Origin of the sequence: Prauserella flavalba (genome assembly GCF_003202235.1) — a bacterium.
In the GTDB taxonomy this organism is placed as follows: domain Bacteria; phylum Actinomycetota; class Actinomycetes; order Mycobacteriales; family Pseudonocardiaceae; genus Prauserella_A; species Prauserella_A flavalba.
On the sequence record NZ_MASU01000006.1, the window covers coordinates 418,485 to 432,828 of the forward strand.

The 14,344-nt window shown below is 71.5% G+C and carries 13 protein-coding genes; 2 read left to right on the forward strand and 11 right to left on the reverse strand.

What is annotated here, in order from left to right; translation table 11 throughout:
• Positions 1 to 57: 57 nt before the first annotated feature.
• The 11 genes from BA062_RS18025 to BA062_RS18075 form a co-directional block, all read right to left on the reverse strand.
• The gene (locus BA062_RS18025; RefSeq protein ID WP_110338110.1) at positions 58 to 801 is read right to left on the reverse strand and encodes an SDR family NAD(P)-dependent oxidoreductase; all 744 of its coding nucleotides are present in this window, start codon (positions 799 to 801) and stop codon (positions 58 to 60) included.
• A complete protein-coding gene (locus BA062_RS18030) occupies positions 798 to 2,147 on the reverse strand; it encodes an MFS transporter (RefSeq protein WP_110338112.1) in 1,350 nt (449 codons plus the stop codon). The genes BA062_RS18025 and BA062_RS18030 overlap by 4 nt, the downstream gene beginning before the upstream one ends.
• A gap of 46 nt (positions 2,148 to 2,193) precedes the next feature.
• Positions 2,194 to 3,513 (reverse strand): histidinol dehydrogenase, encoded by a 1,320-nt coding sequence (gene hisD, locus BA062_RS18035; RefSeq protein WP_110338114.1) that lies wholly within the window; start codon positions 3,511 to 3,513, stop codon positions 2,194 to 2,196.
• Positions 3,514 to 3,617: 104 nt separating this feature from the next.
• Entirely contained in the window at positions 3,618 to 4,613 is a 996-nt protein-coding gene (locus BA062_RS18040) for a LacI family DNA-binding transcriptional regulator (RefSeq protein WP_110338116.1), read from the reverse strand.
• Positions 4,614 to 4,670: 57 nt separating this feature from the next.
• Positions 4,671 to 5,693 (reverse strand): Ldh family oxidoreductase, encoded by a 1,023-nt coding sequence (locus tag BA062_RS18045; protein ID WP_110338118.1) that lies wholly within the window; start codon positions 5,691 to 5,693, stop codon positions 4,671 to 4,673.
• The gene (locus BA062_RS18050) at positions 5,690 to 6,661 is read right to left on the reverse strand and encodes a hydroxyacid dehydrogenase (protein WP_110338120.1); all 972 of its coding nucleotides are present in this window, start codon (positions 6,659 to 6,661) and stop codon (positions 5,690 to 5,692) included. Before BA062_RS18050 ends, BA062_RS18045 begins: the two co-directional genes overlap by 4 nt.
• Positions 6,654 to 7,556, reverse strand: coding sequence for an NAD(P)-dependent oxidoreductase (locus BA062_RS18055; protein WP_110338122.1), 903 nt, complete (start codon positions 7,554 to 7,556; stop codon positions 6,654 to 6,656). Before BA062_RS18055 ends, BA062_RS18050 begins: the two co-directional genes overlap by 8 nt.
• Complete coding sequence (locus tag BA062_RS18060; protein WP_110338124.1) at positions 7,556 to 9,019, reverse strand: MFS transporter; 1,464 nt, start codon at positions 9,017 to 9,019, stop codon at positions 7,556 to 7,558. The genes BA062_RS18055 and BA062_RS18060 overlap by 1 nt, the downstream gene beginning before the upstream one ends.
• Positions 9,020 to 9,064: 45 nt before the next feature.
• Positions 9,065 to 10,480: an NAD-dependent succinate-semialdehyde dehydrogenase gene (locus BA062_RS18065; protein WP_210406912.1), complete on the reverse strand. Its 1,416-nt coding sequence runs from the start codon at positions 10,478 to 10,480 to the stop codon at positions 9,065 to 9,067.
• A gap of 83 nt (positions 10,481 to 10,563) precedes the next feature.
• Positions 10,564 to 11,727: a UxaA family hydrolase gene (locus tag BA062_RS18070; RefSeq protein WP_110338128.1), complete on the reverse strand. Its 1,164-nt coding sequence runs from the start codon at positions 11,725 to 11,727 to the stop codon at positions 10,564 to 10,566.
• Positions 11,706 to 12,014 carry a UxaA family hydrolase gene (locus BA062_RS18075; RefSeq protein WP_110338130.1) on the reverse strand — a complete coding sequence of 103 codons (309 nt, stop codon included), beginning with the start codon at positions 12,012 to 12,014 and terminating at the stop codon, positions 11,706 to 11,708. Before BA062_RS18075 ends, BA062_RS18070 begins: the two co-directional genes overlap by 22 nt.
• A gap of 142 nt (positions 12,015 to 12,156) precedes the next feature.
• Between BA062_RS18075 and BA062_RS18080 the strand changes: the two genes are divergently transcribed.
• Both BA062_RS18080 and dctA read left to right on the forward strand, forming a co-directional pair.
• Positions 12,157 to 12,909 (forward strand): FadR/GntR family transcriptional regulator, encoded by a 753-nt coding sequence (locus BA062_RS18080; RefSeq protein WP_245959879.1) that lies wholly within the window; start codon positions 12,157 to 12,159, stop codon positions 12,907 to 12,909.
• Positions 12,910 to 13,033: 124 nt separating this feature from the next.
• Complete coding sequence (dctA, locus tag BA062_RS18085; protein ID WP_110338132.1) at positions 13,034 to 14,341, forward strand: C4-dicarboxylate transporter DctA; 1,308 nt, start codon at positions 13,034 to 13,036, stop codon at positions 14,339 to 14,341.
• Positions 14,342 to 14,344: the final 3 nt, after the last annotated feature.

A 14,344-nucleotide genomic window follows, 5' to 3' on the forward strand; every position in this document is an offset into this window, starting at 1 on the left:
GAACCGTAAGCGGCACAACGGTTGCCGCGACAGCGCTTTCGCCACCGGCGAAAGGGCTCAGCGAATGGTGTAGCCGCCGTCGACGGCGAGGGTGTGCCCGGTGACGAGCGCGGCCTCGTCGCTCAGCAGGTACGCCACCGCGTCCGCGATCTCCCTCGGTTCGCCGAAGCGGCCGACGGGGATGCGCGAGAGCAGCTCGGCCGCCCACTCCGGGCGGCTGAGCGTGGACTCGGTCAGCTCGGTGCGCACGAACGTGGGCGCCACGGCGTTGACGCGGATGCCCGCCCGCGCCCATTCGAGCGCGAGCAGCTTCGTCACGTGGATCAGGCCCGCCTTGCTCGCGCCGTAGGCGGCCCGCTCCTCGATCGCGACCAGGCCCGCCTGCGAGGCGACGTTCACGATCGCGGCGGGCGTTCCGGTGCGCAGCCAGTGCTTCGCGAACGCGGTCGAGAGGAAGAACGCACCCGTGAGGTTGGCCCCGAGCACCGTGTTCCAGTCCGAGGGGGTGACCTCGACGGCGGGTTTGGGGATGTTCACGCCCGCGTTGTTGACCAGCAGGTGGATGCCGCCACTGGCGGCCGTGACGTCCTCGGCGAACGACGCGAAGCTCTCCACGTCGTTCAGCTCCAGCCGCAGCGGCGCGGTGCCGTAGCGGCGGCCGATCTCCTCGGCGCCCCCGGCGTCGCGGCTCGTGCCGTACACCGTGGCGCCGAGCTCCGCGAGACGGTCGGCGATGGCCCTGCCGAGCCCGCGCGTGGCCCCGGTGACGAGGGCGTTCTTTCCGGTCAGGTCGAAGCTCATCGGCTCTCCGCAACGGTTTCGGGCGCGGCGTCACCGATCTCGTCGAGTTCGAGGTGGCGACGGTCGGGGGCGAACGCGATCGCCACCATCGCGATCAGCGTGGTCCCGATGGCGAACGCGATCACCATCCAGAGGCTACCTCCCGCCCACAGCACCATCGCGCTCGCCAGCGCGGGGGTGAAGCTCGCGAGGATGATCGACGCCATCTGGTAGCCGATCGAGATGCCCGAGTACCGCACCGAAGTCGGGAACATCTCGCAGTACAGCGCGGGCAGGGGAGCGTAGACGAGCGCGTGGCCCAGTGCCAGGAACAGCACCACGCCGAGCACGATGCCCCACAGCTCGCCGGTTTCGATCAACGCGAACACCGGCCACGTGGTGACGACGATGAGCGCGCCGCCGAGCAGGAACGTCCGCACGCGACCGATCCGGTCGGACAGCGCGCCGAACACCGGGATCATGACGATGTTCACCGCCGCGCCGATCATCGACGCCGTCAGGCCGTGGGACTCGGGGACGCCGAGCGTGCCGGTGACGTAGGACAGCACGAACGTGGTGAACAGGTAGTAGTTCCCGGCCTCGGCGAACCGGCCGAAGATCGTGATCAGCAGCGGCCTGCGGTGGTGGCGGAACAGGATGGCGGCCGGTGCCTTGCGGCGCTCCAGCTCGGCGTCCATCTTCTCCTTCTCGGCGAGGAATGCCGGGCTTTCGGTGGCCCGCAGCCGGATGAAGAACCCGACGGACGCGAGCAGGATGCTGAGCAGGAACGGCACCCGCCAGCCCCACTGGTCGAACGCGTCACCGGAGATCCACGACGAGAACGACACGGCGGCCGTCCCCAGCAGCAGCCCGGCGGAAACCCCGATCTGGGGCCAGGAACCGAAGTAGCCGCGCCGTGCCCGGGGAGCGTTCTCCACGGCGACGATCGCCGCCCCGCCCCACTCGCCGCCGACGGCGAAGCCTTGCGCCAGCCGCAGCACGCACAACAGCAGTGGCGCGGCGACCCCGATCTGGTCGTAGGTCGGCATGAGTCCGATCGCCGCGGTCGCCACGGTCATGATCGAGAACGTGAGGATCAGCGTGGACTTGCGGCCGATCCGGTCACCAAGGTGCCCGGCGACGAACGCGCCGAGTGGCCGGGCGAGGAAGCCCACGCCGAACGACGCGAGCGAGACGATCTGACCGATGCCGGGGGAGAGGTTCGGGAAGAACAGGTGCCCGAACACGAGGGCGGCGGCGACCCCGTAGATCGTGTACTCGTACCACTCGACGATCGCGCCGATGGTGCCGGACTGCAGCGAACGACGGCGGACCTGCTCCGGGGTCAGGGTGGCGGCGGTGGACATGGCGGGATCTCCGTTGATCGGACTCGGGGACGGGACGGCGGGATCGTCAGGCCGAGACGGTCCGGTAGTGGTCGGTCCAGGGCAGTTCGGCGCCGGCGTACTTGGCCGCCCTGACGTCGCCGGAGCGGGCGTGCCCCTCGAACAGCTCGACCCTGGCCGCGCGGCCGCACAGCACGCCGAGGTCGGCCGACGCCTGCCGGTCGCGCACCTCCTGGTAGGTGACCGTGCGCAGGTACATGCCCACCCACAGGCCGCCGGTGTAGCGGGCGGCGCCGCGGGTCGGCAGCACGTGGTTGGTGCCGATCACCTTGTCCCCATAGGACACACACGTGCCCTCGCCGAGGAACAGCGCGCCGTAGGCCCGCATCTTGTCCAGCGCCTCCCCGGGGTTCCCGGTGAGGATCTGCACGTGCTCGTAGGCGAACTCGTCGGCGACGCGGTAGGCCTCGTCGAGGTCGTCCACCAGGATGACCTGGCCGTGGTCGCGCCAGGCCGGGCCCGCGATGTCCGCAGTGGACATTCCGGGCAGGATCTCCTCGATGTGCCGCTGCACCTCGGTGGCGAGCTGCTCGCTGGTGGTGACGAGCACGGCGGGGGAGTCGGGCCCGTGCTCGGCCTGCGAGAGCAGGTCCACGGCGACGACGAACGGGTCGGCCCGCTCGTCGGCGACGATCAGGATCTCGGTGGGCCCGGCGAACAGGTCGATGCCGACCTCGCCGAAGAGCTGGCGCTTGGCCTCGGCCACGTAGGCGTTGCCGGGACCGGCCAGCATGTCGACCTTGTCGATGGTCTCGGTGCCGACGCTCATCGCGGCGATCGCCTGCACGCCGCCGAGGAGGTAGATCTCGTCGGCTCCGGCGAGCCGCATCGCGGCGACGGTCGCGGCGGGGATCTCGCCGCGGATCGGCGGCGTGCACGCGACCACGCGCGGCACGCCCGCGGCCTTGGCGGTCACGATCGTCATGTGCGCCGAGGCCGTGAGGGGGTAGCGGCCGCCGGGGATGTACGCGCCGACGGACTGGATGGGCACGTGCCGGTGGCCGAGGAACACACCGGGCGCGGTCTCCACCTCGATCTCGGACATCGACGCCAGCTGCGCCTCGGCGAAGCGGCGGACGTTGGCCTGCACGGTCTCGATGTCGGCGATCACCTGCGGGTCGAGCGTGCCGACGATCTCGTCGAGCTGCTCTTCGCTCAGGCGGAACGACTCGGGCTCCCAGCGGTCGAAGCGCGCCGACAGCTCGCGCACCGCCTCGTCGCCGCGCGTGCGGATGTCCGCGATGAGGTCACGGACGGTCTGGGCGACGGCGTCGTTCCCGGACGGTGCGGAGGACGCGGTGGTGGCGGCTTTGATCGTGCGGGGCACGCTCGGCTCCTTTGCTCGGCACTGCTGTGGATACGTATCCAATGGATACGTATCCACACGATGGGCCACCGGTATGGCCGTGGTCAAGGAGTGTGATCGGTGCCTCAGGCGGGAGCGGTGGTCGAGCGCTCGACGAACTCGACGGGAAGCACCTCGTGCCGGTACGGCGCGTCCGGTTCGGCGAGCCTGCCGAGCAGCAGCTCCACCCCCACCTCCGCGATGCGCTCCAGCGGCTGGCGAACCGTGGTGAGGTCGATGCGCTCCCACGCCGACAGCGGCACGTCGTCGCAGCCCAGCACGCTCAGCTCGCGGGGCACCGCCACGCCGCACGCCGCCGCGGCGTTGAGCGCCGCGTAGGCCATGACGTCGTTCTGGCAGAACAGCGCCGTGGGTGGCGAGTGCTCCGACAGCAGTGCGCGGACCGCCGTGTAGGTGGCCGCGTAGTCGTAGGAACCGTCGACCTCGGTGAGCACCGCGTCCCCGGCCTCCGCGGCCCGCTCGCGGAAGCCACGGCCCCGCTGCGCGGCCGTGCTCGCCCCGGCCAGTCCGCGCACCATCGCGATGCGGCGGTGGCCGAGCGACAGCACGTGCTCGGCCGCCAGCCGCCCCGCGGTGACGTTGTCGGCCTCCACCTGGTCGGCGGGGAACCCCGCCAGCGTGCGATGGCAGAGCACCAGCGGGATGCCGTGGCCGGCGATGCGGTGCGCCAGCGGGTCGTCGGCCACGGCCGAGGTGAACACGACGCCGTCCACGCCCTCCCGCCGCAGCAGGGCCAGCCCCTCGTCCGCGGTCAGCACGTCGGTGACGAGCGTGAGGCGCAGGCCCTGCGCGTGCAGCACGCGCTCCATCGCCTTGATCATCACGGGGTAGAAGGGGTTGGTCAGGTCGCGGATCACCACGCCGATGAGCCCCGAGCGGGCACCCACGAGGCTGCGCGCCGCCTGGCTCGGCTGGAAGTCGTACTTCGCCAGCACCTCCAGCACCCGGCGCCGCGTGCCGGGCGCGACGCTCCCGCCGTTGAGCACCCGGGACACCGTCGACTGGGCAACACCCGCCTCACGAGCGATCTGGACGCTCGTGACCGCCGGGCGCCGTGCCATGTCCCTCACCTCCGGTTGTGCCGGAGGTCAGGATATGGCGTGCCCGGCGGCCCCCGGTCACTCCGGCGGCACGCCGAGCCGCTCCGCCCACTGCCGCAGTTCCCGCACGGTCCCGTCGTCGACCTTCAGCGGGGTGTGCGGGTCGACGTTCTCGGGCAGCACCCGGTCGCGGCCGGGCAGCCTGCCGCCCGCGTCCTCGACCGACGCAGCCAGCCGGTCGAGCCGCTTCGCCGCCGCCTCGCCGCCGCCGGCGAAGCGGGCCGGGTCGAGTGTGATCAGGACGTGGCCGATGCGCTGCGGATTCGGGGCGTCGGACTCGGTGAACATGTCCGGCACGTCCGCGGACAGGTTGGGGCCGGCCAGCCCGCCAGCCAGCGACTCCACCAGGAGCGCCAGCGCGAAGCCCTTCGCCCCGCCCAGCGGCGAGAGCATGCCGTAGAGCGCCTCCTGCGGGTCGGTCGTCGGGGTGCCGTCCGCCGCGAGCGCCCACCCTTCGGGCAACTGCGTGCCGCGGCGTGCGTGCGCCGCGATCTTGCCTCGGGCCACCGCACTGGTGGCCATGTCGATGATCGCGGGCCGGGGCCGGGCAGGGATCCCGGCGGCCAGCGGCGACGTAGACAGCAGCGGCTTGGCTCCGCCCCACGGCGGCATCACGGCGGGCCCGTTGGAGAACGCGAGGGTCAGCAGGCCCTCGCGGAGCCCGGGAACCGTGTAGAGCCCCAGTGCGCCGCAATGCCCGGAGTCGGCGACGGCGACCGCGCCGATGCCGTACCGGCGGCACCGGGACACGGCGAGCCCCGCCGCCTCCCAGAGCTGCCAGTGCCCGAGCCCGCCGCCCCCGGTGGCCGACACGACCGGCCCGGTGTCGTCCACCACCCGCAGCTCGGCGTCCGGGGGATACCCGCCCGCCGCCATGCGCTGCAGGTAGTACGGCAGCCGCATCAGGCCGTGCGAGCCGATGCCCCACACGTCGGCCATCACGATGCAGCGCGCGGACGTGCGCGCGTTCCCGGGGTCCATGCCCGCCGCCGTGAGCAGGCCGCTCGCCAGTGCCTCGGCGGAGGCCACCGTCTCCGTCACGACCGGGCCTCCTTCGCCGTGCCCACCGCGGAGCTGGCGCGCCCACCGCCGAGCACCGCGTCGATGTCCTCGGCGAGCGTGCGCGCGATGCGCGCCTGGCTCTGGGCCGTGATGCCCGCGACGTGCGGCGTGAGCACCACGTTGTCCAGCTTCTCCAACCGCCCGGTTTCCGGCGGCTCGCTCGCCCGCACGTCGAGTGCCGCCCCGCCGAGCGCGCCCGACTCCAGCGCGTCGGCGAGCGCGTCCTCGTCCACCACCTCGCCGCGCCCGACGTTGACGAACAGGGCCGAGGGCCGCATCCGGCCCAGCAGCGCGGCGTTCACCAGGCCGGTGGTGTCCGGGGTGGCGGGCAGATGGCAGGAGAGCACGTCGGCCCCGGCCACGACCTCCTCCAGCGGTGCCAGCTCGATCCCGGCGCGCGCCAGCTCCGGGTGGGCCGGGTCGAGGTACGGGTCGTGGGCCAGCACTCGCATGCCCAGCGACCCGGCCAGCTCCCCGCACGCCCTGGCGGTGGCCCCGCAACCGAGCAGGCCCCAGGTGCCCCCGCGCAGCTCCCGTCCGGGTGCGCGGTTCCAGCCGCCCTTGCGGCAGTCGGCGTCGAGCCGCACGATGCCCCGCGCCAGGGTCAGCGCCAGCCCGATCGTGTGCTCGGCGACGCTCACCGCGTTGGCGCCGAGGGGCGCCGTCACCACCACGCCCGCCTCGTCGGCGGCGGGCAGGTCGATGTTGTCCAGGCCCACGCCTGCGCGCGCCACGACGGTCAGCCGCTCGCCCGCGGTGAGCAGCGCCCGGTCCACCTGGGTCCGGTTGCGGACCACGAGCGCCCTGCTGCGCCGCACCGCCTCGGTCAGCAGCTCCGGCTCCTTCCAGTACCCGGCCTCGCGCACCACCCGGTAGCGCGTGGCCAGCTCCTCGAAGGCGGTTCCCCACACGTCCTCGCTGACCAGGACGTCGATCGGCTCACTCATCGGCGGTCTCGTTCCCGGCGGAGCCCAGCAGGCGGCCCTGCGGGTCGAGCACCTTCGCCACGGCCACCGCGTCCTCCCCGCCGTGCCCGTGGGCGATGGCCGAGAGGAGCTGCGCGAGCCCCTGGGCCGCCACCGGGGAGGCGATGCCCTGCCGCGCGCCGGCGTCGAGGGCGAGCCGCACGTCCTTCGCGGCGAGCTCGACCCCGAACCGCGCCTCGAAGTCGCCGGCGACCAGCCACGGCAGCCGCACCTGGGACTGGAACGAGCTGGCGCCGGTGTCGGCGAGCGCGGCGCTGAACTGCTCTGGCGTGATGCCCGCGGCCCTGGCGAGCACGTAGCCCTCGGCGAGCACGGCGACGTTGGTCATGCCGATGAGGTTCGAGATGAGCTTGAACATCGCGGCGGCGCCCGCGCTCTCGAACTCGTGGGTCGTCTCGCCGATGCGCTCGAACAGGGGGCGCAGCGCGGACACGGCCTCGCCCGGCCCGCCGACGAACAGCGGGATCGCGCCGTCCTCCGCCGCGGCCGGTGTCTTGCCGAGCGCGCACGTGACGAACGGGTGGCCGTACTCGCCCACGGCCGCGGCCGCCTGCTCGACGGTCCCCGGGTCGATGGTGGAGACGTCCACGGCGCTCGCCCCCTCGGCGAGCTCGGGGGCGAGCCGGGTCCACGTGGTGAGCACGTGCTCGGGCATCGGCAGGCTGGTGAACACCACCTCGGCGTCCTTCACGGCCGCCGAGGCGGATCCGGCGGCGACCGCCCCGGCGTCCACGCAGCGCTGCACGGCGGCGGGGTCGAGGTCGTGGACGTGCACCTCGAAGCCGCCCGTGGCGAGCCTGCGGGCGACGGCCCCTCCCATCTTGCCCGCGCCGATGAAACCGAGCTTTCCGAACATCACTTCTCCTTGCCGATCAGGTGGTTGGGTGCGGGAGCGGGTTCACCGGCGTCCTCGGCGTCGACGTCGACACCGACGGGCTCCCACCGGATGAGCGCCAGCACGATGAGTCCCAGCACGGGCGCCGCGGCGACGGCGAAGTAGACGCCGGTGCCCAGTGAGGCGCTGAGCGTCGGGAACCACAGCAGCGAGAGCATCGAGCCGACCCGCAGGACGGCCTGGCCGAAGCCGCCGCCCACCCCGCGCAACGAGGTCGGGTAGCTCAGGGTCGCCATCGTCATGCCCTGTGCGCCCGGCCCGTAGGAGTGGAAGAACACGAACACACCGAGCAGCAGACCGGACAGCGCGAGCGGCCACGTGCCCTCGGGCGTGCCGAGCAGGCCGAGGCAGACGAGTGCCACGAGGCAGATCGCGAAACCGCTGGCCGAGAGCTTCCAGGAGCCGAGCCGGTTCGCCAGCCGCACGCCCAGGAGCCCGCCGAGCACACCGAACACGAGGTTGAACACGAGCGGACCGAGGATCGAGGTCAGCCGGTCCTGGTGCAGGAACCCGGAGATGATCACGGGCAGCGCGAAGCCGACCGCGTAGTACTGGATCGACTGGCAGAAGCTGACCGTGGCGGCCAGTATCGTGCGCGCCCGGTAGCGGGGGCTGAACAGCCTGCCGAACTCGGCCAGCACGTCACCCAGCCCGCGCCGGTCCTGCTTGGCCTGCTGCTGTGGTTGCTCGACCCGGACGTCGATCCCGTAGGAGCGGCGCAGGATCCCAGCGGCGCGGTGCAGGTCGCCCTGGCTGGCTGCCCAGCTCGGGGACTCGTCCATGTACTTGTGCCGCACGAGCATCACGGCCAGCGCGGGCACCGCGCCGAACCCGACGGCCCACCGCCACAGCTGGTCGTGGGCGTCTTCGGGAATGAGGAAGTACAGCGGCAGCAGCACGAGGAAGGCCGACCCGGTGGCGAGGTACCACATCGGCTGCCACAGCGACACCTTGCTGCCCTTGCCGCGAAAGGCGTTGAACTCGGCGATGAACGCCAGCGCGACCGGGAAGTCGATGCCGATGCCGATGCCCATCAGCAGTCTGGCGCCGGTGAGCGTCTCGAAGTTCGGCGCGACCGCGCACGCGATCGCGGCGACCACGAAGAACAGCATGTCGGCCATGAACAGCTTGTAGCGGCCGAGCCGGTCGACGAGGTACCCGCCGACCAGCGCTCCCAGCAGCGCGCCGATCATGATGGAGGCGGCGACCGCGCCCTCCTCGAACGCGGTGAGCTGGAAGCTTTCGGTGATGTCCTTGAGTCCGAACGCGATGGAGGAGAAGTCGTAGGCGTCGATGAAGATGCCGCCGAGCGCGATGAACGTGATCGCGCCGGACTTCCCTCCCTTCGCGCGTCCTGAGTTGATCAGATCGTTGACGTCTTGCTGTGAGCGGATGACGGGCGTGGTGCCCGGCGGCTCTGCCATGGCGGCGGGGTCCTCTCGTGCGGTGGCGGCGTCGGCACCGGTGGGTCAGATGCCCAGTGACAGGTACCTGGTCTCTTCGAATTCCTCCAGTCCCAGCTCGGCTCCCTCCCGGCCGAGCCCGGACTGCTTGCTGCCGCCCATCGGGGCGAACGCGACACTGGGCAGCGCGTTGTTGATGCCGACGATCCCGGCGTCGAGCTGCTCGGCCATCCGCCACGTCCGGGAGTTGTCGCGGGTGTAGAAGTAGGCGGCCAGGCCCATCTCGGTGGCGTTGGCCTCGGCCACCACCTCGTCCTCGTCGCGGAAGGAGAAGATCCCCGCCGCGGGGCCGAAGACCTCCTCGCGCGCGAGCGCGGTGTCGCGCGGCACGTCCACGAGCAGGGCGGGCGCGGCGAAGGACCCCGAGGGCAGCTGCCGCTCCTTGGTCACCAGCTTGGCGCCGGCGGCGAGCGCCTCGTCGACCATGCCGGTCACGGCGGCCACGCGCGCGTCGTCGATGCACGGGCCGAGGTCCGGCACGGGGCTGGCGAGGCCGTCGCCGATCGACATCGCGTCCACGGCCTCGGCGAAGCGGGTGGTGAACTCCTGGTGCACCTCCGTGTGCACGTAGAAGCGGTTGGCCCCGATGCAGGACTGGCCGGTGTTGCGGAACTTGGCGAGCAGCGCACCCTCCACGGCGGCGTCGAGGTCGGCGTCGGGGAAGACGATGAACGGCGCGTTGCCGCCCAGCTCCAGCAGGGGACGCACGACGCGCTCGGCCGCCTTCGCCATGATCGACCGGCCCACGCCGGTGGAACCGGTGAACGACACGACCCGCACCTCGGGGTGGCCGAGGTAGGCGTCGGTGATCGCGGCCGAGGGCCCGTGCACGAGGTTGACCACCCCGTCGGGAAGGCCCGCGTCGGTCAGGCAGCGAACCATCTCCGTGGCCGCGAGCGGCGCCTTCTCCGAGACCCTGGCCACCACGGTGCACCCGGCGGCCAGCGCGGGTGCCAGCTTGCGCGCCTGGATCGAGCACGGGAAGTTCCACGGCGTCAGGCTCGCGACCACGCCCGCGGGCCTGCGGATGGTCAGGTGCCTGCGGCCGGGGGCCTCGTGCGGGCGCACCTCACCGCTGGGGCGGCGGCACTGCTCGGCGAACCAGCGGAAGTACTCGGCGGAGAAGCGCAGCTCCCCGATCGCCTCCGGGGCTCTCTTGCCCGCCTCCGCGGCGAGCAGGGTGCCGATCTCCTCGGCGCGCTGGGCGATCAGCTCGGCGGCGCGCAGCAGCAGGTCGGCGCGGGCGCGGGCGGGGGTGTGCGACCACGCGCCGAACGCCGTGGCCGCCGCGTCCGCCGCGGCGCGCGCCTGCTCGGGGCCGCTGTAGTCGACCGTGCCGACCACGGAGCCGTCCACGGGATTGCGGATCTCCCGTGGTGTGCCCGCCGAGTGCCATTCGCCGGCGATGAGTGTCGAGGCCACCTGTGGCATCGTCTGTCCTCTCGAGACGGTTTGGGGAACCGGGTCGCCGGGCCGGGCTGGCCCGGCGACCGCGGTGGTTTCGCTCAGGCGCTGGGGTAGAGCCTGGTGAGCACGAACTCGCGGTGGCCGAGCGACTCGGCGCACGTGAGCCTGCCGTTGATCGTGCGGTCGATGACCTCCATCAGCTGGTCACCCGCCGTGGTCAGGTTGTACTCCTGGCGCAGCAGCCCCGAGCAGTCCAGATCGATGTGCTCCGACATCGTCTCGGTGGTGAGCGGGTTGGCGCTGAGCTTGACCACCGGCTCGATGGGGTTGCCGATCACGTTGCCCTGTCCGGTCGGGAACAGGTGGATCACCGCGCCCGCGGCGGCCATCAGCGTCACGCATTCGGCGGCGGCCGACGAGGTGTCCATGAAGTACAGACCGGGGCCGGAGGCGGGAGCCTCGGCCGAGTCGAGCGCGCCGACCACCGGCTTGCTGCCGGTCTTGGCGATGTTGCCCATCGCCTTCTCCTCGATGGTCGACAGGCCACCGCGGATGTTGCCCTGCGTGGGCTGCGAGCCGAGCAGGTTCGCCCCGGTGCGCTCGATCATCTCGATGTAGTTGTCGTAGATCTCCTGGAACCGGGCGCGCACCGAGTCGTTGACGCAGCGCTGGGCGATCAGGTGCTCGCCGCCCGTGAGCTCGCTGGTCTCGCCGAACAGCACCGTGCCGCCCGCGTCGACCCAGCGGTCCACGGCCTCGGAGGTGGTCGGGCACGAGCCGAGTCCGCTGGTGGTGTCGGACTCGCCGCACTTGATCGACAGCATCACCTCGTGCCGCTGCACGGCCTCCCGCTGCTTTTCGGAATCGTCGCGGAGGAACTCCGCCGCGGCGCGCGCCGCGGCCTCGATCGTGCGGAGGTCGCCGTGGCGTTCGATGGAGAACGCGCGCACCTTCTTGCCGGTCTTGGCGATGCCGTGGGCGACCTTGTCCGTCCAGTTCGGCTCGATCCCGATCACCACGACCGACGCGACGTTGGGGTTGCACCCGGTGCCGATGAGCGTGCGGAAGGTCAGGTCGAGATCGGGTCCGAACTGCAGCCTGCCGTACGCGTGCGGCAGCGCGAGCGTGCCCGGTACGACGGCGGCGACCGCCTCGGCGGCGGCGTTCGACAGGTCGTCGACGGGCAGGATGATGGTGTGGTTCCGGATGCCGACCGCGCCGTTCTCCCGGCGGAACCCGGTCAGGCCACGCTGTTCTGCCACCGCGCGCTCCTCACGTTGTGTACATGGACGTACCCGCCCTTGGGGATGTCGGCGGTCGCGATGCCGACCCGGTGTCCGTACTCGATGACGTCCTGGCCCTCGGCGATGTCGGTGAGCGCCAGTTTGTGCCCCAGTGGCACCGGTTCGAGCAGTTCGATCGTCACGTTCTCCGGACCGCGAAGGTATCCGCCCTCGACCGGACCCGGCTCCAGGTCGCGTACCGCGACCGCCACCAGGTCTCCGTCGTGGTGGGCGAGATAGCCCGGCAAGCCGGTTGCCTGCGCCATGTCTCTCCCTTGGCTAGAGGTCTTACCATTTTCCCGGACGAAGGTAACTCGCCGGAGCGCGCCGGACAAGGGGGTCTTCGCGCCTGGATCGCAACAGAGGTAAAGTGGTCTTACCAAAGAGGTTACTTGTGGGGAGCAGCTTGTGGGCACTGACGCGAAGATGTGGACGCCGTTGGACCGGGGCATGGTGTCGGACCGGATCTCCGGGCAGATTCTCGAGGTCATCGCCGATGAGCGCCTGCGGCCCGGCGACCGCCTGCCGCCGGAGCGGGAGCTGGCCGCGCTGCTCGGCGTCAGCAGGCCGTCGCTGCGCGAGGCCCTGCGCTCGCTCAAGGCGCAGGGGCACGTCGAGGTCCGGCACGGCGCCGGCGTCTTCGTGGCCGACCCCGCGACCACGCGGACGCTGCGCCAGGCGATGCTCACCGAGGAGATGAGCCTCGCCGAGCTGTTCGACATGCGTGAGGTGCTGGAGCTGCCCGCGGCTGCCTGGGCGGCGAGCAACGGCGACGCCGCGAAGCTCGCCGCGGTGAGGGAGACCTACGAGCGGCTCGACGCCGCGACCCGCGAGGACCCGGTCGACTGGGGCAAGCTGCAGGAGCTCGACGCCGCGTTCCACATGCGCATCGTCGAGGCGGCGGGCAACCGGTTCATGATGCGGACGCTCACGGTGCTGCAGGAGATCCTGGCGCGCGGCATGGAGACCACGCTGCGGGTGCCGGGCAGGCTGGAGAAGTCCAGGGTCGACCACCGCCGCATCCTCGACGCACTGCTGGCAGGCGACCCCGTGGCGGCGCGGCGCGCCGTCAAGGCGCACATCAACGGCGCCCGCAAGGCCGCCATGTCCAGGCTGCACGACGAGCAGCCCGATCCACAGAGGACTGAGCGAACGAAATAGTTCTTCGTTTCCGCACCTCAGCCCGCGCGCGGGCGCCGGAGAACGCTGAGCGAGGCTTGTCACCGCCGAGCCCGGCAGGGTAGAACCCTCAGTGGTACGACCTCTTACCACGAGGGAGGCTCGGATGACCGCGGTACAACGAGGTTCCGCAGGCCCACGGATTCGCTCGCGCTGGCGAGCCCTGTCCCGTCAGCTGTACTTCTGGGTTCTCGTCGCCGTGCTCGCCGGCGCGCTGCTCGGGCTCCTGGCGCCGGGCGTCGGCGAGGCGCTCAAGCCGGCGGGCGACATCTTCATCAGCCTGATCAAGATGATCATCACGCCCATCGTGTTCGTCACGGTGGTGCTGGGTATCTCCTCGGCGACCAGCCTGCGCAAGGTGGGCAGGGTCGGGGTCAAGGCGCTCGTCTACTTCCAATGCATGACGCTGCTCGCGCTGACGCTCGGGCTGGTGGTCGCCGACGTGTTCCAGCCAGGCGCGGGCCTGAACATCGACCCGGCGACCCTGAGCGGGCAGGACCTTCCGCCCGCCGACGAGACACCGAGCGGTGTGGGCGGCCTGCTGGAGAGCATCGTCCCGGACAGCGTCGTCGGCGCCTTCGCCGACGGGAACATCCTGCAGGTGCTGGTGTTCGCGATCCTGTTCGGCGTGGCGCTGACCCTGCTCGGCGAGCGGGGCGCGACGCTGCGCACCGGGCTGGAGTCCGTGCAGCACGTCTTCTTCACGATCCTGCGCGTGGTCATGTACTTCGCGCCCGTCGGCGCGTTCGGCGCGGTCGCGTTCACCACCGGCAAGTACGGAGCCGAGACACTGGGCAGGCTCGGCGCGCTCATGGCGTGCTTCTACCTCACCTGTGTGCTGTTCGTGTTCGGCGGGCTGGCACTCGTGCTGCGGCTCTGCGGGATCTCGCTGTGGCGGCTGCTGCGGTACTTCCGCCAGGAGCTGCTCGTGGTGCTCGCCACGACGTCCACGGAAACCGTGCTGCCACAGTCGATGGACAAGCTGCAACGGATCGGGTGTGGACGGTCGGTGGTCAACCTGACCATCCCGTCCGGATACTCGTTCAACCTCGACGGCGCCGCGATCTACCTGACCATGACCTCGCTGTTCATCGCGCAGGCGCTCGACATCCCGCTCACGCTCGGCGACCAGCTGCTGCTGCTCGGCGTGCTGGTCATCTCGGCGAAGGGCGGCGCGGGAGTGGCGGGCGCCGCGCTCGCGGTGCTCGCGGCCACGCTGTCGGCAGTGCCCACCATCCCGGTGGCCGGGATCGCGCTGATCATCGGCATCGACCGGTTCATGAACGAGGCGCGCGCACTGACCAACCTGATCGGAAACCTCGTCGCCACCATCGTGGTCTCCCGGTGGGAGCGCGACTTCGACGTCCAGCGGGCCAGGGCCGTGCTGTCGGGCGCCCGGCCGGGAGAGGTGTGAGCG

What these genes read in the sequence shown, in the direction of transcription:
- BA062_RS18025 (WP_110338110.1), bottom strand. Translation starts at nt 801, where the DNA reads ATGAGCTTCGACCTGACCGGAAAGAACGCCCTCGTCACCGGGGCCACG.
- BA062_RS18030 (WP_110338112.1), bottom strand. Translation starts at nt 2,147, where the DNA reads ATGTCCACCGCCGCCACCCTGACCCCGGAGCAGGTCCGCCGTCGTTCG.
- BA062_RS18040 (WP_110338116.1), bottom strand. Translation starts at nt 4,613, where the DNA reads ATGGCACGGCGCCCGGCGGTCACGAGCGTCCAGATCGCTCGTGAGGCG.
- BA062_RS18050 (WP_110338120.1), bottom strand. Translation starts at nt 6,661, where the DNA reads ATGAGTGAGCCGATCGACGTCCTGGTCAGCGAGGACGTGTGGGGAACC.
- BA062_RS18055 (WP_110338122.1), bottom strand. Translation starts at nt 7,556, where the DNA reads ATGTTCGGAAAGCTCGGTTTCATCGGCGCGGGCAAGATGGGAGGGGCC.
- BA062_RS18060 (WP_110338124.1), bottom strand. Translation starts at nt 9,019, where the DNA reads ATGGCAGAGCCGCCGGGCACCACGCCCGTCATCCGCTCACAGCAAGAC.
- BA062_RS18075 (WP_110338130.1), bottom strand. Translation starts at nt 12,014, where the DNA reads ATGGCGCAGGCAACCGGCTTGCCGGGCTATCTCGCCCACCACGACGGA.
- dctA (WP_110338132.1), top strand. Translation starts at nt 13,034, where the DNA reads ATGACCGCGGTACAACGAGGTTCCGCAGGCCCACGGATTCGCTCGCGC.